Annotated in this window: 23 protein-coding genes and 1 tRNA gene; 14 read left to right on the top strand and 10 right to left on the bottom strand. The window is 38.6% G+C overall.

What is annotated here, in order from left to right; genetic code table 11:
• Nucleotides 1-47 precede the first annotated feature (47 nt).
• Nucleotides 48-1,229 carry an MFS transporter gene (locus BDD30_RS12825; protein ID WP_121302669.1) on the top strand — a complete coding sequence of 394 codons (1,182 nt, stop codon included), beginning with the start codon at nucleotides 48-50 and terminating at the stop codon, nucleotides 1,227-1,229.
• Between the two features lie 411 nt (nucleotides 1,230-1,640).
• Here the strand turns inward: BDD30_RS12825 and BDD30_RS12820 are convergent, their stop codons facing one another.
• Together BDD30_RS12820 and BDD30_RS12815 are read right to left on the bottom strand one after the other, a co-directional pair.
• Entirely contained in the window at nucleotides 1,641-2,576 is a 936-nt protein-coding gene (locus BDD30_RS12820; RefSeq protein ID WP_041381599.1) for a 2OG-Fe(II) oxygenase family protein, read from the bottom strand.
• Between the two features lie 1,049 nt (nucleotides 2,577-3,625).
• Entirely contained in the window at nucleotides 3,626-4,819 is a 1,194-nt protein-coding gene (locus BDD30_RS12815; RefSeq protein ID WP_012777041.1) for a 2OG-Fe(II) oxygenase family protein, read from the bottom strand.
• Nucleotides 4,820-5,788: 969 nt separating this feature from the next.
• Between BDD30_RS12815 and BDD30_RS12810 the strand changes: the two genes are divergently transcribed.
• Nucleotides 5,789-6,106 (top strand): hypothetical protein, encoded by a 318-nt coding sequence (locus tag BDD30_RS12810; RefSeq protein ID WP_012777043.1) that lies wholly within the window; start codon nucleotides 5,789-5,791, stop codon nucleotides 6,104-6,106.
• A gap of 234 nt (nucleotides 6,107-6,340) precedes the next feature.
• On the opposite strand, the gene mltD is transcribed toward BDD30_RS12810, so the two are convergent.
• Both mltD and gloB read right to left on the bottom strand, forming a co-directional pair.
• Nucleotides 6,341-7,705, bottom strand: coding sequence for a murein transglycosylase D (gene mltD / locus BDD30_RS12805; RefSeq protein WP_012777044.1), 1,365 nt, complete (start codon nucleotides 7,703-7,705; stop codon nucleotides 6,341-6,343).
• Nucleotides 7,706-7,776: 71 nt separating this feature from the next.
• The gene (gene gloB / locus BDD30_RS12800) at nucleotides 7,777-8,529 is read right to left on the bottom strand and encodes a hydroxyacylglutathione hydrolase (RefSeq protein WP_012777045.1); all 753 of its coding nucleotides are present in this window, start codon (nucleotides 8,527-8,529) and stop codon (nucleotides 7,777-7,779) included.
• A gap of 43 nt (nucleotides 8,530-8,572) precedes the next feature.
• Between gloB and BDD30_RS12795 the strand changes: the two genes are divergently transcribed.
• Nucleotides 8,573-9,289, top strand: coding sequence for a methyltransferase domain-containing protein (locus BDD30_RS12795; protein WP_012777046.1), 717 nt, complete (start codon nucleotides 8,573-8,575; stop codon nucleotides 9,287-9,289).
• Here BDD30_RS12795 and rnhA read toward each other — a convergent pair.
• Complete coding sequence (rnhA, locus tag BDD30_RS12790) at nucleotides 9,286-9,756, bottom strand: ribonuclease HI (protein ID WP_041381603.1); 471 nt, start codon at nucleotides 9,754-9,756, stop codon at nucleotides 9,286-9,288. The two genes, BDD30_RS12795 and rnhA, sit on opposite strands and share 4 nt — an antisense overlap.
• 56 nt (nucleotides 9,757-9,812) lie before the next feature.
• On the opposite strand from rnhA, the gene dnaQ reads away from it, so the two are divergent.
• The gene (dnaQ, locus tag BDD30_RS12785; RefSeq protein ID WP_012777048.1) at nucleotides 9,813-10,559 is read left to right on the top strand and encodes a DNA polymerase III subunit epsilon; all 747 of its coding nucleotides are present in this window, start codon (nucleotides 9,813-9,815) and stop codon (nucleotides 10,557-10,559) included.
• Between the two features lie 129 nt (nucleotides 10,560-10,688).
• Nucleotides 10,689-10,765: transfer RNA gene (locus BDD30_RS12780), tRNA-Asp, on the top strand.
• Between the two features lie 111 nt (nucleotides 10,766-10,876).
• On the opposite strand, the gene BDD30_RS12775 is transcribed toward BDD30_RS12780, so the two are convergent.
• On the bottom strand, nucleotides 10,877-11,128 hold the full coding sequence (locus tag BDD30_RS12775; RefSeq protein ID WP_012777049.1) for a helix-turn-helix domain-containing protein: 252 nt from the start codon (nucleotides 11,126-11,128) through the stop codon (nucleotides 10,877-10,879).
• A gap of 649 nt (nucleotides 11,129-11,777) precedes the next feature.
• Between BDD30_RS12775 and BDD30_RS12765 the strand changes: the two genes are divergently transcribed.
• Complete coding sequence (locus BDD30_RS12765) at nucleotides 11,778-12,809, top strand: IS630 family transposase (protein WP_041381472.1); 1,032 nt, start codon at nucleotides 11,778-11,780, stop codon at nucleotides 12,807-12,809.
• A 306-nt stretch (nucleotides 12,810-13,115) separates the two neighbouring features.
• On the opposite strand, the gene BDD30_RS12755 is transcribed toward BDD30_RS12765, so the two are convergent.
• The 3 genes from BDD30_RS12755 to BDD30_RS12745 all read right to left on the bottom strand — a co-directional run bounded on the left by BDD30_RS12755 (nucleotide 13,116) and on the right by BDD30_RS12745 (nucleotide 15,258).
• Nucleotides 13,116-13,784 (bottom strand): helix-turn-helix transcriptional regulator, encoded by a 669-nt coding sequence (locus tag BDD30_RS12755; protein ID WP_012777052.1) that lies wholly within the window; start codon nucleotides 13,782-13,784, stop codon nucleotides 13,116-13,118.
• A gap of 17 nt (nucleotides 13,785-13,801) precedes the next feature.
• Nucleotides 13,802-14,443: a helix-turn-helix transcriptional regulator gene (locus BDD30_RS12750; protein WP_049795247.1), complete on the bottom strand. Its 642-nt coding sequence runs from the start codon at nucleotides 14,441-14,443 to the stop codon at nucleotides 13,802-13,804.
• Between the two features lie 125 nt (nucleotides 14,444-14,568).
• Nucleotides 14,569-15,258: a PAS domain-containing protein gene (locus tag BDD30_RS12745; protein ID WP_012777054.1), complete on the bottom strand. Its 690-nt coding sequence runs from the start codon at nucleotides 15,256-15,258 to the stop codon at nucleotides 14,569-14,571.
• 623 nt (nucleotides 15,259-15,881) lie between these two features.
• Between BDD30_RS12745 and tkt the strand changes: the two genes are divergently transcribed.
• Entirely contained in the window at nucleotides 15,882-17,876 is a 1,995-nt protein-coding gene (tkt, locus tag BDD30_RS12740; RefSeq protein WP_012777055.1) for a transketolase, read from the top strand.
• Nucleotides 17,877-18,254: 378 nt separating this feature from the next.
• On the opposite strand, the gene BDD30_RS25065 is transcribed toward tkt, so the two are convergent.
• On the bottom strand, nucleotides 18,255-18,470 hold the full coding sequence (locus BDD30_RS25065; protein WP_071823675.1) for an IS1 family transposase: 216 nt from the start codon (nucleotides 18,468-18,470) through the stop codon (nucleotides 18,255-18,257).
• Nucleotides 18,471-18,711: 241 nt separating this feature from the next.
• Here BDD30_RS25065 and BDD30_RS12730 point away from each other — a divergent pair, with 241 nt between their 5' ends.
• From BDD30_RS12730 to cydB, 7 genes are all read left to right on the top strand, one after another.
• Complete coding sequence (locus BDD30_RS12730) at nucleotides 18,712-19,662, top strand: MBL fold metallo-hydrolase (protein ID WP_012777056.1); 951 nt, start codon at nucleotides 18,712-18,714, stop codon at nucleotides 19,660-19,662.
• 3 nt (nucleotides 19,663-19,665) lie between these two features.
• The gene (locus tag BDD30_RS12725) at nucleotides 19,666-19,983 is read left to right on the top strand and encodes a hypothetical protein (protein WP_012777057.1); all 318 of its coding nucleotides are present in this window, start codon (nucleotides 19,666-19,668) and stop codon (nucleotides 19,981-19,983) included.
• Nucleotides 19,956-20,786, top strand: coding sequence for an MbnB/TglH/ChrH family RiPP precursor modification enzyme (locus BDD30_RS12720; RefSeq protein WP_282958035.1), 831 nt, complete (start codon nucleotides 19,956-19,958; stop codon nucleotides 20,784-20,786). The genes BDD30_RS12725 and BDD30_RS12720 overlap by 28 nt, the downstream gene beginning before the upstream one ends.
• A 10-nt stretch (nucleotides 20,787-20,796) precedes the next feature.
• Nucleotides 20,797-21,528 carry an HvfC/BufC family peptide modification chaperone gene (locus BDD30_RS12715; protein ID WP_012777059.1) on the top strand — a complete coding sequence of 244 codons (732 nt, stop codon included), beginning with the start codon at nucleotides 20,797-20,799 and terminating at the stop codon, nucleotides 21,526-21,528.
• Nucleotides 21,529-21,532: 4 nt separating this feature from the next.
• Nucleotides 21,533-22,129, top strand: a complete 597-nt coding sequence (locus tag BDD30_RS12710; protein ID WP_012777060.1) for an HvfX family Cu-binding RiPP maturation protein — start codon at nucleotides 21,533-21,535, stop codon at nucleotides 22,127-22,129.
• 97 nt (nucleotides 22,130-22,226) lie between these two features.
• Nucleotides 22,227-23,777, top strand: coding sequence for a cytochrome ubiquinol oxidase subunit I (locus BDD30_RS12705; protein WP_012777061.1), 1,551 nt, complete (start codon nucleotides 22,227-22,229; stop codon nucleotides 23,775-23,777).
• Between the two features lie 29 nt (nucleotides 23,778-23,806).
• Nucleotides 23,807-24,946, top strand: a complete 1,140-nt coding sequence (cydB, locus tag BDD30_RS12700) for a cytochrome d ubiquinol oxidase subunit II (protein ID WP_012777062.1) — start codon at nucleotides 23,807-23,809, stop codon at nucleotides 24,944-24,946.
• Nucleotides 24,947-24,956 lie beyond the last annotated feature (10 nt).

Below are 24,956 nucleotides of genomic sequence, written 5' to 3'. Positions count from 1 at the left end.
ACTGTAAGCACTATATTTATTAAGTCTATTTTAGTTGGAGAAAAATGATGGATAAAGAATTTCGAAAATTAATATTAGCCTCATCAGGAAATTCTTTCACCTTGTATTTGGAGATGATAATATCATTCACGCTAATCACATATCATTGGAATGGTGGAGCGATATATTCATCTTTATATACTGTTTCATATGCTGCATCTTTACTATTTCTAACGCCCTATGTTTCGTCATTTGTAGATGAAAATATAAAACCAAAAAAATGTATTATTATTATTTCGTTACTTTGTGGTGTTATTACCACATTTCAATACAACATTGATGACGTTAATATATATATTCTTTATTCTTTTATTAAAAACATCCTTCGTTTATTTCTAGGGCCTTCTAATTTTATAATATTAAAAAACATATCAACCAACCAATTTGAAAAGAAATTTAGTTATTGGCAGGTTTTATTTCAAATATATAAAATGGCGGCCCCGTTATTTTTAGGTTTTATTCTTATCTATTACTCAATAAAACAGACTCTTATTTTAATATCAATGCTTTATTTTATTTCAGCAATCTTATATATTTTTATTTCAGAACCATTGATTAATGTTAACCGCAAGAAAAACAAGATATCACTAACTAATTACTTCAATATAATGAAAGATAATAAAATATTGTTTCCATTTATTGTTATTTCCACTTTAACTTGTTTTGGCTATCTATCAGATAGCTTGATAGCTCTTAGCTTTATGGCGCTGGGATTAAATGGTAGCCATTATAGTTTTGCCATGTGTCTTTCTGGTGTTTCAGGTGTTTTAGTTGGTTTAGTATTTGGAAAGTATAAGATTAACATATCTTTAAATATTATATTATTTTCATTCTTTTTGTGGGGGGCGGGGTATCTTTTAATAGGAATAGCAAATCAATTTAACGATTTATTTCCTGATAAAATCAATTTATTTTTTATATTTTTAGCAATGGTAATAATAGGAATAGGATCGTCTATGAATAATATTATTGTTACTATTTATATGCAAAAATTCGCAACTCATGATAACTCGGCTAAAATATTTGGCTTAACGTCAATTTCTGTTGGTTTTTCCATGTTTATTGGCCCTTTGATAGGTTCCACAATATCTTATTTTTTTTCCATAAGTATCGTTTTTTTTACAACATTTATAGGTATTTTTTTAACCATAATTGTGGTTGTTTTAATAAATCGTAAATCCACGTCATGACACAGTTTTACTAAAGGCCAGTGGAGGGTATACACGATATTTTAGGCTTTCCTAAAACAGTTTTCTCCTTTTACTATTGCGGGAGCCCTGTGAACAAAAAGCACATTGTGTCAATTCTACTTGGTTTACATTCCATCCTCTTTATATACAGAGAGGTTATAAGGATATCAGCTTTCGCTGGTATTTTATTAAGACTATTATCAGTGAAATGTAAGCAAAAACCTGTTTGCAGAGAAGTTTTTTGCAAACAGGTTGCGATTGTCAGAAGAAACCATCTTTTACCATATAATTAAATCTATTAATAGCGCCGGAAGTTTGCTGTTTTATAGCTTGGCGGATTCCTATTTATCTCTATCGTTTATATTCAAACGACAATATCTATTGAGTACAGGTTTATTGTGCTGAAAATATTTATAAAACGCTATCATTACTATCGTATGCCCGACTAACTTCTTGGGCAGCAAAGTCTTTGACAGATTGAACTTTAATCGGTCCTTTTGAACCGTATTTGTAGATATTACCAGCTGCGTTATTATCTAAAAGCATCACATATGACATTCTATCACGTTGCCTATTTCGTTCTGTACGAACAACGCCATGTATATTAGCCCGAACTTTCGTCGTTAAATCTCCTGTAAGCACTTCCATTGAACTACCAAAGTTAATGATTAGATAACCAGGAACGGGATCGATAGCCAAAAGCTCATCATCTATATAAGCTAACAGCCCTCGTTCAGTTGTTCTTAGGATAGTTACCCAACCTAGATCCCGATGAAATTTGGAGCCTCGGGTCGCTTTCTCTGAGCGGTAATGATTGAATCCAAACATTTGGTGTCCTAGTCCTTCGGAAAGACCACCAGTGATTAATTTCCAGTGACTACGAGGAATACCAACATGGTTTAACACCGAGCGTAATATGCATATACCTATATGTGCCATCTGGCGACCAAGTGTCGCAACTTCGGTCGGAATTAAGTTCCAGTGCTTTCGTTCGATATAAAAATTTTCCCATTGATCATGTTTTCTATCGAAATAACCTTCGTAGCCGTTGGAAAATGTGCATGATTTAAATCCCGTATAGGGACGAAGTTCTCCTTCTGTGGCGGGTTCAAAGAAGTGGTATGCAAATCGATCACCATATTCAAAATCCATATAAGGTGGAACTTCCAGGAGGAAAAAACCATGTCGAAGAGCCTGGTTAAAGCCATCATTATCAGTAAAAACAAGGTTATCTCCTTCTAAATGGGAGCGTACTATGTTTGCTGATTTATAAGTTTTTGCAGCAATTATTTCGGATGGCATTGCTGGTAGTTTAATTGTAGATCGCATGGTTGATGATGTTTTCATGATTATGGTCCTGCGATAATGTCGCAAAAAGGCTATTAATTTAAATTAAATTCATAAATGATTTCTTCAATCTTCTTATTTTGAAAATTGAGGAATGGTTTTATTGGTGTCAGAATGCTATTTTTGTCATATTGATAGAAATATTAATCCCCCCTTGGTCCAATTGTGGATGCAAAAGTAAACTTATCTTCACTCGATATTGGTCGTTTTTTAGAAAAGAGATAGCATATAATTATTTATCATAGCTATAAGTAACAATTTCGCCACATATGCATTTACATAATTAATGTTTCTTATCTATGTAATTAATATATGGCATAGAAAGAATTAAAAAGCAAATGGCTGCGATAAAAAAACAATATATTTTTTTGTTAAAAATTTATTTTTAATAAAAATCATATAAATCATCCCGTTATGTTTTGATAAATATGATAATTTATAGATGAAATTTTTCCAGAATTGGAATTGGTTTTTCTGCAATTATTGATATCGAGTAAGATAATAAACGTTCTGTTTTAATTTAATCTCTTGTTTAATCATAGGTATATAAATTAAAACTCAGATTTTGAGTTTAAACATTGTAACAGATTAATATAATTATCTCTTACAGTAGAAAGTTTATAGAATTGTTATGATTAGAATGCTAACTGACTGGATGTTATTCAATCTGGCGTTGTTTTTTCATAATTATTCTGTGTTGCAGAAATAATTCATTTTTTTTCATTCTATTACGAATTGATCTCCTTTTGAAATTAATCTGGTCTGTATAGATGGCTATTTTATAATTTGTTGATGATGAGTAACTTAAAGGAATGAGGTGGCAATATAATTTTATTAAAAAATTATTTAAAGCTTATTTCAAAGGATAAAGCTTTGTTATATTTATTAGTGATATACGTATTCGCTGATATTTTTACCAAATCAAAAGCACGTAGAAAACCTGTTTACATTATTCCTATTCTCTCGGTTTTAGATAAAGAAAAATTTGTCGTAAACAGGTTGCTAGAAAATAGTTTTAATATATTTGGTGCTTTCATTAAAGAAGTAATCTACAAAGTATTATCATCATCATCGTATGACCGACTAACTTCCTGGGCAACATATTCTTTGACGGATTGAACGCTGATTGGGCCTTTTGGACCATATTTGTAGATATTATCAGTCAGATTGTTGGCTAAAGACGCTGTATATGACACTCTATCGCGCTGCCCGTTTCGTTCTGTACGAACAACGCCATGTATACTGGCCCGAACATTCTTGATTAGATTTTCTGTCAACACTTCGATTGAACTACCAAAGTTAATAATTAGGTAACCAGGAACGGGATCGATAGCTAAAAGCTTATCATCTATATAGGCCAGAAGACCCCGTTCAGTTGTTCTTAGGACTGTTACCCATCCTACATCTCGATGAAGCTTGGAGCCACGAGTGGCTTTCTCTGATCGGTAATGATTAAACTTTATATTCTGGGTTCCCAGCCCTTCTGAACAGCCGCCTGTGACTAATTCCCAGTCACTGCGAGGAATGCCAACATAATTTAATACTGAGCGTAATATACATATACCAGCATGTACCATCTGACGACCAAGTGTTGCAACCTCGGCTGGAATGAGATTCCAGTGTTCCCGTTCGATGCGGAAACTTTCCCATTGATCATGTTTTTTATCGGAATAACCTTCGTAACTGTTGGAGAAAGTATACGATTTGAATCCCGTATAAGGCCGAAGATCCCCTTCTGTAGCGGGTTCAAAGAAATGGTATGCCAATCGATCGCCGTATTTAAAATTCATGTAGGATGGCGCTTCCAAGAGGAAAAAACCATCCCGGATGGCTCGTTCGAAGCCGTCATTGTCAGTAAAAATGAGTTCCTCCCCTTCCAGACGGGATCGTGCCATGTTAACCGATTTACAGGTTTTTAAGGCGGTGCTTTCAGATGGCATTGGTGGTAGTTTCACTGGTGCTCGCATTGTTGAGGAGTTTTCCATCGTCGTATTCCTTAGGTGTAGTGATAGAATTTTTGTTTTATTCGTAAATATTTTCGATTCTTGGGTGAAATTCGTTAGCCATTCAGATCTTCCATTCTTATTAGTTCGAAATAAAAGAAGTTTGGAAATGGAACTTGATAAGTTGTATTCGACATAATTTATCTCCACTTTGTTTACCTTTGAGTTTGAAAAATTTTGTTTATACCTGTTATCTTTCAAGTTGCCTCTTTGTTGGCTGCACTCACTCACCCCGGTCACATAGTTATCTATGCTCCCGGGGATTCGCTCCTTTGCCGTCGCGATGCATCTTGAAATCTATTGGGTATAAATATATTTATCTTTTTCTATTATAGTGTATTAATCCGTTTCTTCATTAAACCTATACCCTTCATCCTTCAAGTTGCTGCTTTGTTGGCTGCTTTCACTTACCCCAGTCACATAGTTATCTATGCTCCTGGGTATGCGTTCACTTGCCGCCGCGCTGCAACTTGAAATCTATTGGGTATAGATCTTAATAATTATGTTTTATTACTCTTTTTATTGGCCCGTGAATATGGTTATTTTTACATTCGTTATTAATTCTACTGTAATTATCTATGTTGGATAGAGTGTCGAGAATTAATCTAAAGATTATTTTTAATAAAAATTTTATCTAATTGTTATATGTTGATTAAATTGATTTTACCTGATGTGACTATATATTTTACTCATCGTTTTTTATTTATATTAATAATTTCGTCTGCATCTAATTGCCATAAACAACAGCAATACTGACAATGTGAATTATTTAATGAATTAATGTTTTGATAGCGGATTTATTTAGTATTTATCCTAATAGGCGTTTATTCCAGATAATGAATCGACATAACAGCTGAAGTATATTTTGTTTTTTATATCATGAGGTAATCCCAACTGAGATAGGTTCTTAAAGGTAAAAGGTATCTTTTACTTAATTATCCTAATAGGGTATAAAATTATTATCGTTTTACGATAAGAAAGTATTATTTTGGGGAAATTTTAGGCTATAGTGTAATCATGTTTGAGGATGGGGGTAGGTATGACAGATTCTTCAAAATTGGATCGAATGACTAACCTTTAGCTTAGTGAAATCTAAAGATCTCGCGTTATTAATAGTAATTACCGAACAGAATCTGTCTTTATTAAAGAAATGTCAATGTTAGTTAGTGCTGTTAATTGTTATATCAATTTATTAAATAAGGAAAAGAGATGAAATTTCTATCATGTGCTTTATTGCTTGGTTTGGCTTACATTCCGTTTTCTTTTGCAGAAATATCAGTAAATGATGTTAATAATGAAATTAATGCGGAAGAAAAAGGTGCTTTAAGTAAATGTACGGATTTATTGCCTAAAGGGCATGTGTACACAATTAGTATTGTTGGAAAGTCAGATAAGAAAACAGCGAATGCAGATGGAAAATTTAAAGGAAAGTTTAGTGTTTCCGATGAAACAAAAAAACCTTTAGATAAGAAAAGAAGTGAAGAGATAAAACCTTTTATCCAATGTGTAACAGATACTGCACTGTGATCTATACCCTTCATCCTTCAAGTTGCTGCTTTGTGGCTGCTTTCACTCACCCCAGTCACATAGTTATCTATACTCCTGGAGATTCGTTCACTTGCCGCCGCGCTGCAACTCGAAATCTATTAGGTATATGCCTATTGCAATTTTAGTTTTATCTCGCCGGATGTAAAGATAATGGCCCCCAAAGAGGGCCATCTATTATTTGCTTCAACAATAAAATATCACTTGGAAAAGATCTTACGCTTCATCAGAAAATTCATTGACATAAAGCGTTAATTCAATTCCAGGTTTTACATCTGTAATTTTTATACCATCGTTCCAGCTTATTAAGTCCTTGATATTGATACCGTGACGTTTAGCAATGCTGGCCACTGAATCGCCTTGACGAACGCGGTAGATAATGGCGTTGTCGTTATTTACCCTCAATGTCTGCCCAATTTTCAATAAATTAGCAGTCCTTAGGTTATTCATACGCTGTAATTCACGGATGGAAATATTAAACCGTTTTGCAATTACGGATAAGGTATCACCTGAACGAACTTTATATTGGCTTTGTTTATTCAGGCGGAGGTTGTTTTTAGCAACTTCCTGACGAATATTGTTTAAAACGGTTCCATTTGCCAGTAAGTTTTTAAATTGATCAACTTTTGCCTTTGGCAGCATGATGTAATGCGGGCCATTAGGCGATGTCACTCCTCGTTTATATCCAGGGTTGTATGCCTTAATAGAAGTCAGAGACATGCCTGCCATTTCTGCGGCTTGAGACAGTGTGATTTGTTGTCCAACATCAACTTGCGCAAGAGCTCGTTGATTATTGGATTTTGGCAGCGTAACGCCATATTTATCGCTGTTGCGAATAACATCACTAAGCGCCAGAACCTTAGGCACATAGATCGCAGTTTCTCTTGGCAGTGATAATGACCAGAAATTTGTCGGCTTGCCTTTTGCTTCATTCCCTTTCATTGCACGTATAACACGGCCCTCACCGCTGTTGTAAGCAGCAATAGTCAATAGCCAATCGCCATTAAACATTTTATTAAGGCGTTGCAATAGGTCCAATGCGGCAGTTGTTGAGGCGGCAACATCTCGGCGTGCATCGTACCATTTGTCTTGAGTAAGACCGTAGTTGCGGCCAGTATCTGGGATGATCTGCCACAGACCTGCTGCTTTAGCGCGTGAGGTAGCATGCGGGTTAAAAGCACTCTCCACTATGGGCACTAGCACCAGTTCCATCGGCATATCGCGTTGCTTGATCTGCCCGACTATCCAGTACATATACGGTTCAGCCCGTAAAGTTACATCGTGGAGATAGCTCTTGTGTTTTAAGTAGTAATTTCGTTGTTCACGAACCCTGTAGTTATCAGGGAACTTCATCTTCAACTCATCACGGATGTATTCCCACAGCTCTTGTTGACTGCCAGGATCACCATCCTTCCAGCGGGCAGCAAACTGACCGGTATCATCAGTTGCTGCGGTCTTGCCTGTTTTCAGACTCGTTGAAGACGAATTCTGTGCCCGTTGTCCGGCTGTCGTTGACCAATCTGGCCCGGATTGACAGCCAACCAGCAAGACAGATGCGAATAGGATCGCTTTTGTCTTCATGATTAATTTTTATAGTTGCTTAAAAGACGAGCAATGATACTTATCTTAGCTTGATATGGCAACTATCTAAATCAGAATCGGTCTTTATTTATTCTGAGTTGACGGAAAACGACGGAAAGTGGTTGAGAGTTAGGTTTAATTCCAATATTTCTTTGTAAATCAATATCATCACATTTTAGGAAAATATTGATTTTTTTCTCTATTTGTAACGTAGTTGGTACTGTTGGTTGATTATTTTCCCTCATTTGGGTTACTTTTTGTTGATATTCGCTGATAGCTTGATTGGGCAAAATCGCGTGCGCAAACTTCATATTAGAAACGGTATATTCATGAGCGCAACAGATGAGTGTGTCATCAGGTAGCTCGGCTATTTTTCCTATAGATGTATACATTTGCTCAGCCGTTCCTTCAAAGAGTCGCCCGCAGCCACCGGAAAATAATGTATCCCCACAAAAGAGGTAAGGTGCTTGATAAAAAGCAATATGTCCCAGAGTATGGCCTGGAACATCTATAACTTGGAAAGAAAAATTACCAAAATTGATGCTATTACCGCCACGTACTATCATGGTAGCACCTTTGCTCTGTGTCTCCTCCGGGCCGTATACTGGTAGTTCAGGGAACTGATCAAGAATGCCTGGAACACCACCAACATGATCATGATGGTGATGGGTAAGTAGAATCGCATCGGGTATCCAGCCGTGTGATTTTAAGGTATCAAGAACCGGCTGTGATTCCGCCGGATCGACGATTACAGAATGTCTATTGTCATCACAGAGTAACCAAATGTAATTATCTGAAAGGGCAGGAATGCTGATAAGCTTCATTGTATGCCTCTTATTAACAGCAGTTTATTAAGGAAAGAAGCCAATGAAATCTGCACATACAATACAGAACATGAGTCCCCCGGCTTCTTGGGCTGATTTACCTTGGGGGGAATATTACCGTGCCGCTTTGGAACGTCAATTGCAACCTTGGTGGCAGAAAATATTTGGTTTCCATCTGTTGAAAATCGGTAACTTGAGTGCCGAAATTGATAGTAAAGAGTGTCCAATTTTTAATCAGATTAATGTCGGTAAGGAAGGGAAGAATATGCAGGTGATTACCGATCCTTACCATTTGCCATTTGAAGAAAAATGTGTTGATGCTTGTCTGCTTAGTCATATGCTGGCTTACAGTGATGATCCGCATCGCCTGTTACGAGAAGTTGATCGCGTGATGATTGATGATGGTTGGTTGATCATTAGTGGCTTCAATTCATTGAGTCTGCTTGGTTTAGGGAAATTAGTGCCCGGATTATGGCGCTATCAGCCTTATTGTAGCCATATGTTTTCCCTGATGCGCCAACTTGACTGGTTAAGTCTGCTTAATTACGAAGTGTTGTATCGCGGAAATTTTCAGGTATTACCCTGGCGAAATGAAACCGGCTTTTTTAATCGATACTTCCCTGTATTTGGTTGTGTGAGTCTGATTATTGCCCGTAAACGGACATTGCCACTAACCCTAAATCAGATAAAAGTCACACTGCTAAAGCCCAAATTGAATAGTGCAGTTGGCGCAACAAAATGTTATCGAAAACGCAATTAATCTGTGTTTTCGATATATCCAGTGTCGGTTTCTGTTGGTGAGTTTGCCGCGGTGCGAGCCAATTCATCACAACGTTCATTTTCATGATGCCCGGCGTGACCTTTGACCCATTGCCAGTCAATATCATGGCGAGTAATTGCTTGGTCAAGGCGCTGCCACAAATCTACGTTGCTGACAGGGGATTTATCTGCTTTACGCCAGCCGCGTCTTTTCCAGTTATGAATCCATTTTGTGATGCCTTGACGTACATATTGGCTATCAGTGGTTAACACAATCTTGCAGGGGCGGGTCAGTGTTTCCAGACCAATAATGGCAGCCATCAGCTCCATTCTGTTGTTAGTTGTGTGATGAAAGCCTTGGCTGAGGGTTCTTTCGTGTTGTTGATAACGTAGTAAAACACCGTATCCACCTGGCCCCGGATTTCCGAGACAAGATCCATCGGTGAAAATTTCTACCTGCTTGCTCATCTCTGGTAGACTCTTCTTATTCATCCAAAACCTTAAGTCTGACACAAAAAGGCATTATGAGCACTGCAATTACACGACAAGTTGTCCTCGATACCGAAACCACTGGTATGAATAAATTAGGTGTTCACTATGAAGGACACAAAATTATTGAAATTGGGGCTGTAGAGGTTGTTAACCGTCGTCTGACTGGGCGCCATTTTCATATCTATGTTAAGCCTGATAGATTGGTCGATCCTGAAGCATTTGAAGTTCATGGAATAAGTGATGAATTTTTGCAAGATAAGCCGCTGTTTGCTGATATTGCAGATGAGTTTATTGAATTTATTCGCGGTGCCGAATTGATCATCCATAACGCTCCCTTTGATATCGGCTTTATGGATTATGAGTTTGGGAAACTGAACCGTGATATCCCGCCAACTACTGATTTCTGCAAGGTTACTGATAGCTTACAACTCGCGAGAGCGTTATTTCCGGGGAAAAGAAACAACCTTGATGCGTTGTGTGATCGTTATGATATAGACAACTCTCAAAGAACCCTGCACGGGGCATTACTTGATGCTGAGATATTGGCAGATGTCTATCTAATAATGACAGGCGGGCAGACTGCTCTTGCATTTTCGATGGAAGGTGAAGTATCTGGTAGTGCTAATGTTTCTGAAGTGCAGCGTATTACTCGTCCGCAAACTGCGTTAAAAGTTATTTATGCAACAGGTGAAGAACTTGCGGCTCATGAATCCAGGTTGGATTTAGTTGAGAAGAAAGGTGGAAGTTGCTTGTGGCGTACAAATTCTGGACAGAGTTAAAAGAAAATAGCAAATAAATTACCTTTTAGGGTGAAAAGTTGATCAAACACGCCGCTTTGTTATAAAAAACATTGACGGAATGAATTTGGATTCGTAGTATTCAACACGTTCTCAACCAGAACGCTGCGCGGTGCGGTAGTTCAGTCGGTTAGAATACCGGCCTGTCACGCCGGGGGTCGCGGGTTCGAGTCCCGTCCGCACCGCCAAGATTCCTAAGCCCTGGGTAATTTCCCGGGGCTTTTTCATTGACGTCATATCTACATAATAATCTCTTTATAGACAATGGTGAAATTGCATTGAAATAAGACATTAGTACGCTACCAGCATTCTATGCCTTTTATCAGGAACTTATTTTCTTTGCCGGGTTTATAGCGCGATGGCCAAATATCGGATGGATGTAGACCCAATTCGATAGCGATCAAGGCTTCTCCCTTTGGCCATGGGCGATGTAATGCATTACTCAGTGTAGATGATGCCAAGCCTGCTTTGCGGGAAACCGCTGAAAGATTTGTTCCTTGTTTGCGTAGGGCTGCAATAATATCTGCCGGATGCCAATCTTGGATACCCATAATAATCTCCTGATTTTAATTATGAGGAAATATTGATAACAAATAAATTATCAATATTTTTATTGTTTAATAGTAATTAAGCACAGATTATCAATGAGGGTGAATTAAAGAGGCTATAGAAAAGAATACTTAATAATTTAATGGATGGTTTGAAAAGAATATTCCCCATATATTGAAGGTGTTATTGTAGAATGTAAAGATCAAATTTATTATTCTTGTGAAGTATTATTAATTTAATAGCTGAGTTGATTTATAGTTTCTCAAAGGTACTTTAATCCTATTTTCCTACAATAGGATATGAAACTTTAGTTTCACTAGTGATAAATCTAGTTCTAATATTATGGCTGAATAAAGAATTATTACCCACTCTTTTTATAATGGTATATTGTAAAAACGACTTCTATATGTGTTTTAAGACCTACGATTATGTTCTTTAAAAAGATTAGAAAATTGATCAATGGGTTTATACCCAATAGATTTCGAGTTGCAGCGCGACGGCAAGGGAAAGAATCCCCGGGAGCATAGATAACTATGTGACCGGGGTGAGTGAGTGCAGCCAACAAAGCAGCGACTTGAAAGATGACGGGTATATACCCGTGCTCATTGAAACTGCTTGATTTTCGCCCAAATGAGGTTCAGGGTATCCGTCATGAAAATATTCATTACCGACGAACAAAAAGCCGAACTTGAACACCTTCATCACACCTGCCGTGATAAGCGGGAGTGTGATCGTATCAAAGCGGTCCTGCTGGCCTCTGAGGGCTGGAGCTCTGTCATGATCGCTCAGGCCCTGCGCCTGCATGAAATGACCGTTAATCGTCATATCAGCGATTACCTTAATCACCGCAAACTCAAGCCCGACAATGGCGGCTCTCAGAGCCACCTCAGCGAAACACAGACGAAGGAACTTATCGCTTATCTGACCGCGAATCTTCTGCCCACCACACAGGCGGTTATCCACCTTGTCAAAGAAGCGTGGAATATCAGTTACACCGTTCCCGGCATGAATAAATGGCTGCACCACAATGGATTTAGTTATAAAAAACCGACCGGCGTGCCACACAAGTTCAACGCGGAACAGCAGCGGGCCTTTATAGAAACCTACGGGAAACTCAAGCAGGAAGCCGGAGACAATGAGCCCATCCTGTTCATTGATGGCGTCCATCCCACTCAGGGGACGAAACTGGCTTATGGCTGGATGCGTAAAGGCCAGAAAACCGTAGTGAAAACCACGGGAAGCCGTACCCGTCTGAACCTGATGGGAGCCCTGAATCTGGCCGATATCAGCAAAACAGTCGTACACGAATATGATCGTATCGACAGTTATCACATCGCAGAATTCTTCATTGCCCTGCGTGAAACCTATCCGGTCAGTCAGAAGGTTCATATTATCCTTGACGGAGCCGGTTATCACCGGAGTGAGTTGGTGAAAGACTGGGCTTATGTGATGAATATTGAACTTCATTACTTACCGCCCTACAGCCCAAATCTGAACCCGATAGAAAGGCTGTGGAAAGTGATGAATGAACAAGTCAGAAATAATCGTTACTTCGCCTCGGCGGCCTTGTTCAGGCAGGCAATACATCACTTTTTTACGGAAATATTACCGGAACTTGCCGGGAGTCTGTCACGCCGTATTAATGACAATTTTCAGATTCTGAATCCTGCATCTTCAAGTTAAGCGGGTATATACCCTATGGATTTCAAGATGCATCGCGACGGCAAGGGAGTGAATCCCCGGGAGCATAGATAACTATGTGACCGGGGTGAGCGAGTGCAGCCAACAAAGAGGCAACTTGAAAGATGACGGGTATAGATAATTTTTCATCAATATGTGCTGTAATAATAAAGTTTTAGAAAATTTAGTTATTTTAATAAAAATTACATTAAAATAACTAAAATAAAATTCTTTCTCTTCCTGGAAAGATTGATATTTTCCCTTGATAATGTGATATAACTTATAAAAAATTTATTATAAAGATAGTATTTATATGTAATGAAATAAAAATCTTTCCGGTATATAAAAATTAAAATTATTTAATCGGCAATATTCCTCTAATTGAGAATAAGAATTAATTTCTAGTTTTTTGTATACTCTTTCCATATGATTTTCTATAGATAGATAAGGAATGTTAAGTATTTGACTGATTTTTTTCTTACTGTGTTTTTTTAGGAAAAGAAAAATAATTTCCCATTCTTGCGATGAAAGCTGCTCTGAGGGCGAGCAGAACATAATGGAAGGTGGTAGTTTTCCATTAAAAAACTGTTTTAAAGAGAAGGGTTTTGCTTTCTGCCCGTGGAAAATTATGCCAATACATTCATTATTTTCATTATAAAAAGGGAATTTCTCGAATAAATATGAGGAAAGAAGTCTTTCTTTGCCAAATATATGTGTTTCTAATGAATATACACTTTTTCCCAAATACATTACTGTTCTATCATGTCGTTGAAATTGTTCTTCAAAGGTAGCTCCCGCCCAGGGTAATTCACTATCAAAACGCCCTTCGACATTAAAATCAACAGGAATATTTTGTAACATAGTCATTGCTTTATTTTCGTAAATAAAACAAGTGCTTTTATCCTTAATTCCCCAAGGATCATAACTATTTTCCATTGTGTTTATTATCTGTGCCGATATATTGTGTTTAGTTTTCATATTTTTTGTTCTTAATTTTATATAAACATTTTACTTCCTGGTTTTAAAAATCTTTCAGGAACATACAAATCGAAATCATTAAGACGACAAAATTCTTCTAATTGTTGACCGGAATTAATACCAATTTTCTTATATATTCGTAACATATGCGTTTCTACAGTGCGATAAGAAATATTTAATATTCGTCCGATTTGTTTGCTGGTGTATTTCTGCAAAAATAGGAAAATGACGTCCCATTCCCGTTGAGTAAATAATTCAGAGGGAGGCTGAAACATGATAGAAGCTGGAAGTTTACCATAAAAAAAGCGTGTTAGAGAAAAGGCTTCGGCTTTCCAGGCATGAAAAATGGTGCCAACACATTGACCACTTTCATCATAAAAGGGGAATTTTTCAAAGAAATATGAGGAAAGAAGTTTTTCTTTACCATATAAATGTGTTTCTAATGAACATATTCTTTGTTCTGATTGCATTACTGCTCTATCATGTATTTGGAATTGCTCGGCAAATTCTGCACCTGCCCATGGCAAATCATTATCAAGACGCCCTTCGACATTAAAACCAACGGGAAGATCTCTCAGCATTGCCATCGCTTTGTTTTCGTAAACAAAGCGGGAGCTTGCATCTTTAATTCCCCACGGTTCATGACTGGTTTCCATCATATTAATAATTTGAGGAGATACAGTTAATTTTTTGTAATGCACAGTATAATCCCTATTTTATTAAAAAAATACCTGAGCCTTGACCTTAGTTCTGGATATTTATGAAGCCTGTAATGAGTAATAACTTATAATGATTTGCTTCTTATAGCGGCAAATCTCTCAGGAATGTAAAGATCAAAGTTATTTTCTTTGCAGAAATCTTCCAGTTCTATATGTAGAGGTAGATTGAATTTTCGGTAAATTGACTGAATATGGTTAATTGCATCCTCTGTACTAATCATTAATTCTTCGCTGATACTTTCTTCATCCAATGAGCGCAGGGCCAGAAAAAGAACTTCCCACTCAATTTGAGTTAGTGTGTCGTTAGGAGGCGTGAATTCCAGAGCTCTTGGCGATGTTCTTTCATAATAGTAAGAAACAGAAAAATCTTGCGTTTTATACAGGTGAAAAGTGATACCGATGCAGTTACCATCTTCATCACAAAGTGGATATTTATCGCAGAGGTAGGTTTGTTTAACTTTATTCTTGCCAAACAGATGGGTCTTAAATGAAGTGACTGTTTGCATTGTTTGAATGACTTTTTGATCTTGAAGGTTGAATTCTTCGTCATATTCTGCAATGGTTGAGGGTAATTCACCGACAGAACGTCCTACAATATCGAAATCTTCAGGCAGGTTGAGCAGTTGGTAAAAAGCAGGATTTGCATATATAAATTTTGACTGGCAATCTTTGGCTCCCCATGGTTCATCACTTTTTTCCCACATATAAATTAATTGCGGAGTGATATTATTTGGTCTGTTTTTTCTATTCGACATAAGAATTGTCCTAATGATTAATTAAATAGTTATCTGAGTGGCTATTTTTATTATTCTATTTAAAATAACCTGATCATATAATGGATTGCAATAATTAATTCACTAAAAAATAATAATTTTTTATTTTATCGATGTTTGTTAATAGAATTACTTATTATTTTTCGTAAAAATTTCATCATGTAAGAAAATATAACCATAATTATTATTTTATTTTGCATTATTTAATTTTTTTGTTGAGTGTGACAGTAATATCTATAAATCAGAACACTGACAGGATATTGATATGCAATATATGACCAATATAAACAACGAATGTAAGAGCTGGAAATTACCATAAATCAAAGACGTATTTTCATTCAATTGGGTATTTTATGTCTTGCCGCCTTATGTCTTGATTTGTGGCTAATGGTTATGTTTAATGAACTCATTTCTTCAATATTACGTAGTTAGCTTGTTTATTGCTCTGGTAACGCTGAAATTCATGTAAAGCAGCAACCTAAATCAAAGAATTGCCGTCCAGGTGAAATTAAGATAGTTTCCCTTTTGGGCTTTAAAGATTGCGGTTTGTACGCTGTGCTGAGAAAATTATCCCCTAAACGCTTTTATCCCACTTGGAGTAAAAAATGACCACTCGTAAAACCCTTGCCAATGCGATTCGCTTCCTGAGTATGGATGCTGTGCAGAAAGCAAAATCAGGGCACCCTGGTGCGCCTATGGGAATGGCTGATATCGCTGAAGTTTTATGGCGTGATTATTTGAATCATAACCCAACTGACCCACATTGGGCCGATCGTGATCGTTTTGTATTGTCTAACGGTCATGGTTCTATGTTGATTTATAGTCTGTTGCATCTCACCGGTTATGAGGTTTCAGTCGAAGATCTGAAAAATTTCCGTCAGTTACATTCCAAAACCCCAGGCCATCCTGAGTATGGTTATACTCCAGGCGTAGAAACTACGACGGGTCCTTTAGGGCAGGGGATTGCCAACGCGGTAGGTTTCGCGATTGCTGAACGTACCTTGGCTGAGCAATTTAACCGTCCCGGTCATGATATCGTTGACCATAACACTTATGTATTTATGGGTGACGGCTGCATGATGGAAGGCATTTCTCATGAAGTGTGTTCTTTGGCGGGAACATTAAAACTGGGCAAACTGGTTGCTTTCTATGATGACAATGGTATTTCCATTGATGGTCATGTTGAAGGCTGGTTTACCGATGATACAGCAAGCCGTTTTGAGGCTTATGGCTGGCATGTGGTTCGCGGTGTTGATGGGCATAATGCAGACTCGGTTAAAGCAGCGATTGAAGAAGCCCGTAAAGTTTCTGATAAACCTTCATTGTTGATGTGTAAAACGGTGATCGGTTTTGGCGCACCAACTAAAGCAGGTACTCACGATTCTCATGGTGCTCCATTGGGTGATGCAGAAATAGCCGCAACTCGTGAAGCGTTAGGCTGGAATCATCCAGCATTTGAAATTCCAGCGGAAATCTATTCAGAGTGGGATGCAAAAGAAGCGGGTAAAGCAAAACAAGCAATCTGGAATGAAAAATTCGCTGCTTATGAAAAAGCGTATCCTGAATTAGCGGCTGAATTTAAACGCCGTACCTGTGGTGAATTACCCACAAATTGGGAAGCTGAATCAAAAGCATTTATCGAACAGTTGCAACAGAACCCGGCCAATATTGCCAGCCGTAAAGCATCTCAGAATGCGTTGGAAGCATTCGGTAAAGTGTTGCCTGAGTTTATGGGCGGTTCTGCTGATTTGGCACCAAGTAACCTGACTATGTGGTCAGGTTCTAAGCCATTGAACGAAGATCAGGCTGGTAACTACATCCATTATGGAGTGCGTGAATTTGGCATGTCAGCCATTATGAACGGTATTGCTCTGCATGGTGGTTTTGTGCCTTACGGTGCCACTTTCCTGATGTTCGTTGAATATGCTCGTAATGCAGTGCGTATGGCGGCACTGATGAAAATTCGCAGCATCTTTGTTTATACCCATGACTCAATCGGCTTAGGTGAAGATGGTCCAACCCATCAGCCGGTGGAACAGATTGCAAGTTTGCGTGTAACGCCAAATCTGAGTACATGGCGCCCGTGTGATCAGGTTGAGTCTGCGGTTGCGTGGAAATACGCTATCGAACGTAAAACCGGTCCATCAGCACTTATTTTCTCTCGCCAGAATTTGGCTCAGCAAGAACGTACCGTTGAGCAACTGACTAATATTGAGAAAGGTGCTTACATTCTGAAAGATTGTGAAGGTCAGCCAGAGCTGATTCTGATCGCAACAGGCTCAGAAGTTGAATTAGCTGTAGGGGCTTACAATCAATTGACTCAGGAAGGCCGTAAGGTACGTGTAGTTTCTATGCCGTCTACTGATGCTTTTGATAAACAGGATGCGGCGTATCGCGAAGCTGTTCTGCCTGCTACGGTTTCTGCACGTGTTGCAATCGAAGCCGGTATTGCTGATTACTGGTTTAAATATGTCGGTATAAATGGTGCTATTGTTGGCATGAATCAATTTGGTGAATCAGCGCCAGCCGAGCAATTATTTAAAGCGTTCGGCTTCACTGTAGAAAATGTAGTCGCTAAGGCTAAAGCGCTACTGAAATAATCAGTAGGTTTGTCAGCGAGCGCATCCGGATCAAACTTTAGCTGGGTGTGCTCTTTATTGATTTATCCGATGCGCCGTAAAGCTCCTCCTTTAGAGGGTGTCGTAAAAGACTGGCACTGAAAATAAACCCACAGAGATTGATGGCCTGTTATTGGGACTGACAGCCCATAACAGGCTAAAAATAACCCATAATATCAGGGCAACGGCCCTTGATAAGTTATAGGCTATGGTGTGCAAGGTAAATTCCACTCTGACTGCCGCTAAACCTCTGCGCTGAAAACGCTCCGACCCCTAGATACCCCGTAAGGCAGAATATAGGCCCGATGCCCACGGCTTTTTTCGGACGGTTTGACTGTACTGACATGACGTAACCTGTCATTAGCCGAGCAAATATACAGGTCTTTCTCCGTATGATAAATAAACCGTGTTTTTGAGCCTCAGCGATAACCTCATCATGAAAATAACCGGCATCCAGTAAGAGCGTTTTGGGATGACATCCTGATAGCTGAAAGCGCTCGTGTTGGGAACAGTTATGACCATGACGTAAACTTCATCTGAATGGCAGCTGGGGCAATGAACAGTAACGGTAGCCACAGAAAACCTAAAATACCAGTAGAGTGCCAGAGATTTCTATTGATTGGAGACATTACTAAAAAATCATACAAAAAGTATAAAAAGGTAACCTATTGATAAAATAGGAGAACTGTTTACATACTCTTATATTGATAAAAGTGGTTAATATTACAAATATAATCAGTTTTATAGTTTTAAGGGAATGTAATATATTTTTCATCAATAACATAATTCCCGTGATTATAAAAAGGAAATGTATATTATGCACTTTCGACTCAGCAAAATAGTTTTACTTTCATTCTCAATAGTATTATCTGCTAATACGTTAGCTGCGGGTATGCAATGCGAAAAAAAGGACTTTACACTGCAGATCTTAGGCTCTGGTGGGCCAATTAGCGATGATCAACGAGCCTCTTCAGGCGAGCTTATCTGGTTAAATGGCAAATCAGCTATTTTGATCGATGCTGGCGGTGGCGTTTTTCTCCGTTTTGGTCAGTCTGGAGCCCGTCTTGAGGATTTGAAGTTTATCGGTATAACGCATTTTCATACTGATCATGTATCTGATCTTGCTGCAATTTTAAAGGGTGGGTATTTTCTGAAGGATAAGGAGAATATTGATATTGTTGGGCCTGCAGGAGGCGGAGCTTTCCCTTCAATGACGAAATATTTTTCTGATTTGTTTAAAAAGGAAGGGGGAGCTTATTCCTATCTAAATGGAGTGTATAACGCCACTGACGGTATAAAAATATCCAGCAATATAAAAGATGTGGATTACTCATCAGCAGAACCTCAACTGGTATATCAGGATCGAGAAATGAAAATTACTGCTATTGGCATTCCACATGGTGATGTGCCCTGTCTGGCGTTTCGTATTGAAACCAGTAAAGGTACAATTGTCATTTCAGCTGACCAGAATGGTAGTAATAAAGCATTCATTCCTTTTGCCAAAGGTGCTGACATGCTGGTCATGCCATTGGCAATTGAAGCGAATGCAGATGAAACTTCTAACTTTCTGCACGCATCTCCTGAAGTTGTTGGCAAAGTGGCTGCCGAAATCAATCCTAAGGTACTTATTTTAAATCACTTTATGGGAAAAGGCCTGCGTCAAAAAGAACAGTCAATCAAGATTGTGAAGCAGTATTACCATGGTGCAGTGTATAGCAGTCGGGATCTTTCTTGTTTTCCAATACGCTTAGCTAATGAGAAGGAATAATCAATGAAAAGAGATATTGTACTATCAATTGTAGTTGTAGCAGGTATAGCGGTAGGAGGAATTGCTTCGGCAGCTGCAACTGAGGCTTTACAGGCTAGCAAGATAGAGAATAAATCACCAACCAGTACCGGTAAATGTGCCAGTGGTAAATGTGGAACAGAGAAAATTTATGGTCAGGCAGAATTGAAGCATGACCCACAGGATCAACTGGTGCGTTCCAGAGATGGTAAATGCGGTTTGTCCGGGAAAGGAATTGGTAATAAAGAATCCCCTCAACAGGTAGAAAATAGTAAATGTGTCAATGGCATATGCGGGAAATAGTTAATAACAGTGTGGGTATAGGGCTCCGGAGTGAACATATAATGGCACTGCTACAGCAGCCACCAAGAAGGGATATTGATTTTCTTGAGCTGGCTCCGGATAACTGGATGAATATTGGCGGTGCGAAAAAAGAGTGTTTGCTGGACATTAGAAAAAAATACCCTTTTATCGCCCACGGTTTAAGTTTATCAATTGGGGATACTAATCCACTAAATGAGGTTTATTTAAATGATATTCGTCAATTTCTGGACGAATATCACATTGATACTTATAGCGATCATTTAAGTTTTTCACGTGACTCACAAGGATATCTTTATGATTTATTTCCGGTTCCTGCTTTTCCCGAGGTGTTGCCTTATCTGTCTAAGCGAATAGATCAGGTACAGAATGTGTTAGGTCGACAATTGGTACTTGAAAATATATCATCTTATTATCGTTATGAAGGCGAAATGCCTGAAGCTGAGTTTTGGGGAGAGCTACTAATTCGTACGGGTTGTGGAATGTTACTGGATATTAATAATGTGTATGTAAATGCTTATAATCATAAGTTTGATGCCTTAGAGTATATCCGCTGCATTCCAACAAACTCTATTGTATATTATCACATTGCTGGTCATCTGGCATATGACGAATTCCTGCTTGATACACATGGTATGCCTGTTGCAGACGATGTACTTGAGTTGGCGAAAATGACATTTAAGATCCATGGCACCAGGCCATTATTACTTGAGCGGGATAATAATGTTCCTCCACTGGATGAACTATGCTCAGAATTAACAGAAATAAGAAAATACATTTCGTAATCGAGGTACAATGAAAGCACATCATTCAGTGCCTGTATTATTATCTTCAGCGGAAGAGGCATTTTCTACACTAATTCGTACCAGGAATATAGAGGGGAAAGCACTGTCTCCTGGAGAAATCCTTTACAGGAAGATTATACGAGAAAATATTGATAGTGTTTTACAGAGCGTTTTCCCTTTATTTTGTCAGAACATTAGCGGCGACTGTATGTGTACACTGGTCAATGACTTTATTTATGCGCACTGTGCCAGTCAGCCAGAATTTCATCAGATAGCGACTGAATTACTTATTTTTATTTGCCATCAAAAAAATATACCACTCAGATATCTGGCTTTACTTGAATATGAATGGTTAATATATTCAATTGAAATTGATGATAGCAATGTTTCAAAGGGACAGAAAATAATTTCGCTGACAGAGAAAATGCATTGTGTTGACATTATAATAAATCCAACGTTAAAAATAACTTGCTTGCCATTCCAAATTAAAAAAGGTAAGCCGTGTTATGAAAATTTCCCACTCATGTATTATTATATAATATATAGAAAGCGGGATAATTCAATTTACCAAAAGAATATTAACGATCAAGACTTAAAGTTGATATCAGAGATTAATGGCAGAATGACAGTGGAAACCTTTATTCAGCGTGATTCTCTGTCATTATTTTCTGATGAAAATTTGATGTCGTGGCTGGAAACCAACAGTAGTGACGAAGTTTTGTTATTAAAGTACAGGGGTTAATCATATGTTTACAAAAGTAGTTTCAAGATATAATACTATCGTATCTACAATCATGAAGTTGGATTTCATTGCGCTATTGCTAATCCGTCTATATTTAATTCCCGTAATTTATGAAGGAGCGCACTCGAAGGTATTAGGCTTCAGTGGTACCGTTGCCTGGTTTGCACAACCGACAGCAGAGGGCGGACTCGGCCTGCCATTTCCATGGTTGCTGGCATTTTTGGCAACCTCTACTGAGGTATTGGGACTGATATGTATTGCTCTCGGTCTCTTTACTCGTATTATGGCTATTCCAATGATGGTTGTAATGAGTGTGGCCAGCCTGATGGTTCACTGGTCTCATGGATGGCTAGCCATTGCCAGTAACAATATGGAATCCAGTCAACGAATGACGGCTTTTTTGCAGTGGTTAATTGAGAATTTCCCTGGACGGTATAACTATATTACACAGTTAGGTGACCCTGTAATTCTTAATAATGGAATTGAATTTTCTGCAACTTATTTCATCATGCTCCTAGTTCTATTAGTCTACGGTGGCGGTAAATACTTGAGTGTCGACCACTGGTTAAAAGTAGCCTTTCGATCCTATTTTAAAAAATAAAGTAAAGTCGATCGTTAAATACTAAATATAGCCAGAGTTATTCTATGGCCAGAACACTCTGTAATTTATTAGTTTTATCTTTATAGAAGAGATAGCTATGATCGATATTGATGTAGTAACACTTTCGCGATTTCAGTTTGCTGCCTCAGCACTTTATCACTTTCTTTTTGTACCCTTAACTCTTGGGTTATCAGTGATGCTGGCTGTAATGAATACATTGTATGTCATTACCAATAAAGAGATATATAAAGATTTGACCCGATTCTGGGGAAAGCTTTTTGCTATTAACTTTGCCCTTGGTGTCACTACAGGGTTAACTTTTGAATTTCAGTTTGGCACAAACTGGTCTTATTATTCGCACTATGTGGGGGATATTTTTGGTGCGCCATTGGCGATAGAAGCACTGCTGGCATTTTTCATGGAATCGACTTTTGTTGGTCTGTTTTTCTTTGGCTGGGATCGTCTTAGTAAAGTACAACATATGACTGTAACCTGGCTGGTTGCATTAGGATCTAACCTTTCAGCTATGTGGATTCTGGTGGCTAATGCATGGATGCAGAATCCCGTAGGGGCCGAATTCAGTTCAAAAACTATGCGCATGGAGATGATAAGTCTTAGCGACGTCTTTTTCAATCCGGTTGCACAGGTAAAGTTTGTACACACCGTATCGGCAGGATACGTTACTGCCGCATTTTTTGTCCTTGGTATCAGTGCCTGGTATCTGCTGAAAGGTCGTGATGTTGTTTTTGCTAAACGTTCTTTTATTATAGCTGCAACGTTTGGGCTGATGTCCTGCCTGTCTGTGATTGTTCTTGGTGACGAATCTGGATACGTAATGGGAGAAGTTCAGAAAGTGAAGCTTGCGGCAATTGAGGCTGAATGGGATACCGTCCCAGCCCCCGCATCGTTCAATCTTTTTGCCATACCCGATCAGGAGAATATGACCAACCAGTATGCTCTTAAGATCCCTTATGCATTAGGTCTGATTGCTACACGGTCACTAAATAAACAAGTCACCGGTTTGAAAGACCTTAAAGCTGAGCACCGCCAACGTATCATTAATGGCATTCAAGCATGGGCTTTACTGGAGAATATCAGACAGGGTAAAGACTCTCCAGATATTATCCAGCAGTTTGATATGGTAAAGGAAGATCTTGGTTATGGTCTGTTGTTAAAGCAGTATAGTGTTCATCCAGAAGACATTACAGAATCTGATATTAATAGAGCTACTGATGACAGTATTCCTTCTGTCACCCCACTTTACTTTGCATTCCGTATTATGGTCGCAAGTGGAATGATGCTGCTGATTGCCATATCTCTGGTGTTCTTTAGTGTGATACGTAAACGGGCAGGACAGTCACGCTGGCTTAATTGGGTTCTATTCTGTTGTATTCCTCTGCCGTGGGTTGCCTGTGAGTCAGGTTGGTTTGTGGCTGAATATGGTCGTCAGCCATGGGCTGTTGGTGAAATCCTGCCTACTGCCGTGGCTAACTCCAGCCTAAGTACTACAGATATGATAACTTCGATTTTAATAATTTGTGGACTTTATAGTCTGTTCTTAATTGCTGAAATGTTTCTGATGATTAAGTTCTCCCGTCTGGGACCCAGTTGTCTCCATACCGGTCGTTATCATTTCGAAAGAAGCTGAAATCTTTCATATTGTCACAGAGGCAATTTATGTTAAGTTACGAAACACTTCGAATTATCTGGTGGATATTATTAAGTGTGGTCTGTGTGGCTTTTGCTATCACTGACGGTTTTGACATGGGGGTTGGTGGACTGACTCGTGTTATTGGTAAAACAGATATAGAGCGACGTATTATGATCAACAGTATCGCCCCTCACTGGGATGGAAATCAGGTATGGTTGATCGTCGCTGGTGGAGGACTGTTTGCAGCCTGGCCTATAGTGTATGCTGCGGCATTTTCAGGTTTTTATGGTGCAATGATTCTGGTATTGGCATCATTGTTTTTCCGACCAGTGGGTTTCGATTATCGTTCAAAAATTGAGAATCCTTACTGGCGTGGAATGTGGGACTGGGGAATATTTATTGGCAGTGTAGTACCACCATTTATTTTTGGTCTAATCATCGGTAATTTGCTACAAGGTGTTCCTTTTCACATTGATGAATGGATGCGTATTACATACATTGGTAGCTTTCCTGCTCTTTTTAATCCGTTTGGGATTTTAACCGGCGCAATAGCATTATGTATGTTTGCAATGCATGGAAGCGCATTCCTGCTGTTACGTACATCCGGGAGTATACATGTACGTACAAAGCGTAGTGTTCAGGTCGCTGGAGTGCTGACTACAGTGCTTTTCCTCATTGCCGGAAGTATGGTGATGGAAAATATCGAGGGTTTTGTTTTGACCTCACAGCTCGATCATTCTGCGCTCTCAAATCCACTGGGAAAAACTGTTGCACAGATACCCGGAGCATGGTTACGAAACTATTATCATAATCCAGTTCTGTGGTGGCTTCCATTAACAGGAATAGTTATGCCTCTGGTATCCACATTATTTGCCAGAGCTAATCATTTTCGTCTGGTATTTCTCAGTTCATCATTATCTATTCTGGGTATTATCAGTACTGTGGCTGTGGCTATGTTCCCGTTTGTTATGCCTTCATCAAGCGAGCCAAATGTCAGCCTAACACTGTGGGACAGTACTTCAAGTCAGCTTACTCTGCAGATCATGACAGTAGTTGCAGGCGTGATGGTTCCTGTTATCCTGATATATACTATCTGGTGTTACTATAAAATGTTCGTCCGTCTTGATGAACATATGATTGAAGAAAATTCACACTCGCTATACTGAGTTTAAGGAG

Origin of the sequence: Photorhabdus asymbiotica, assembly GCF_003634575.1 — a bacterium.
In the GTDB taxonomy this organism is placed as follows: Bacteria; Pseudomonadota; Gammaproteobacteria; order Enterobacterales; family Enterobacteriaceae; genus Photorhabdus; species Photorhabdus asymbiotica.
Note: the sequence above shows the minus strand (reverse complement) of the source record. Positions and strands in the feature narration are given on the sequence as shown.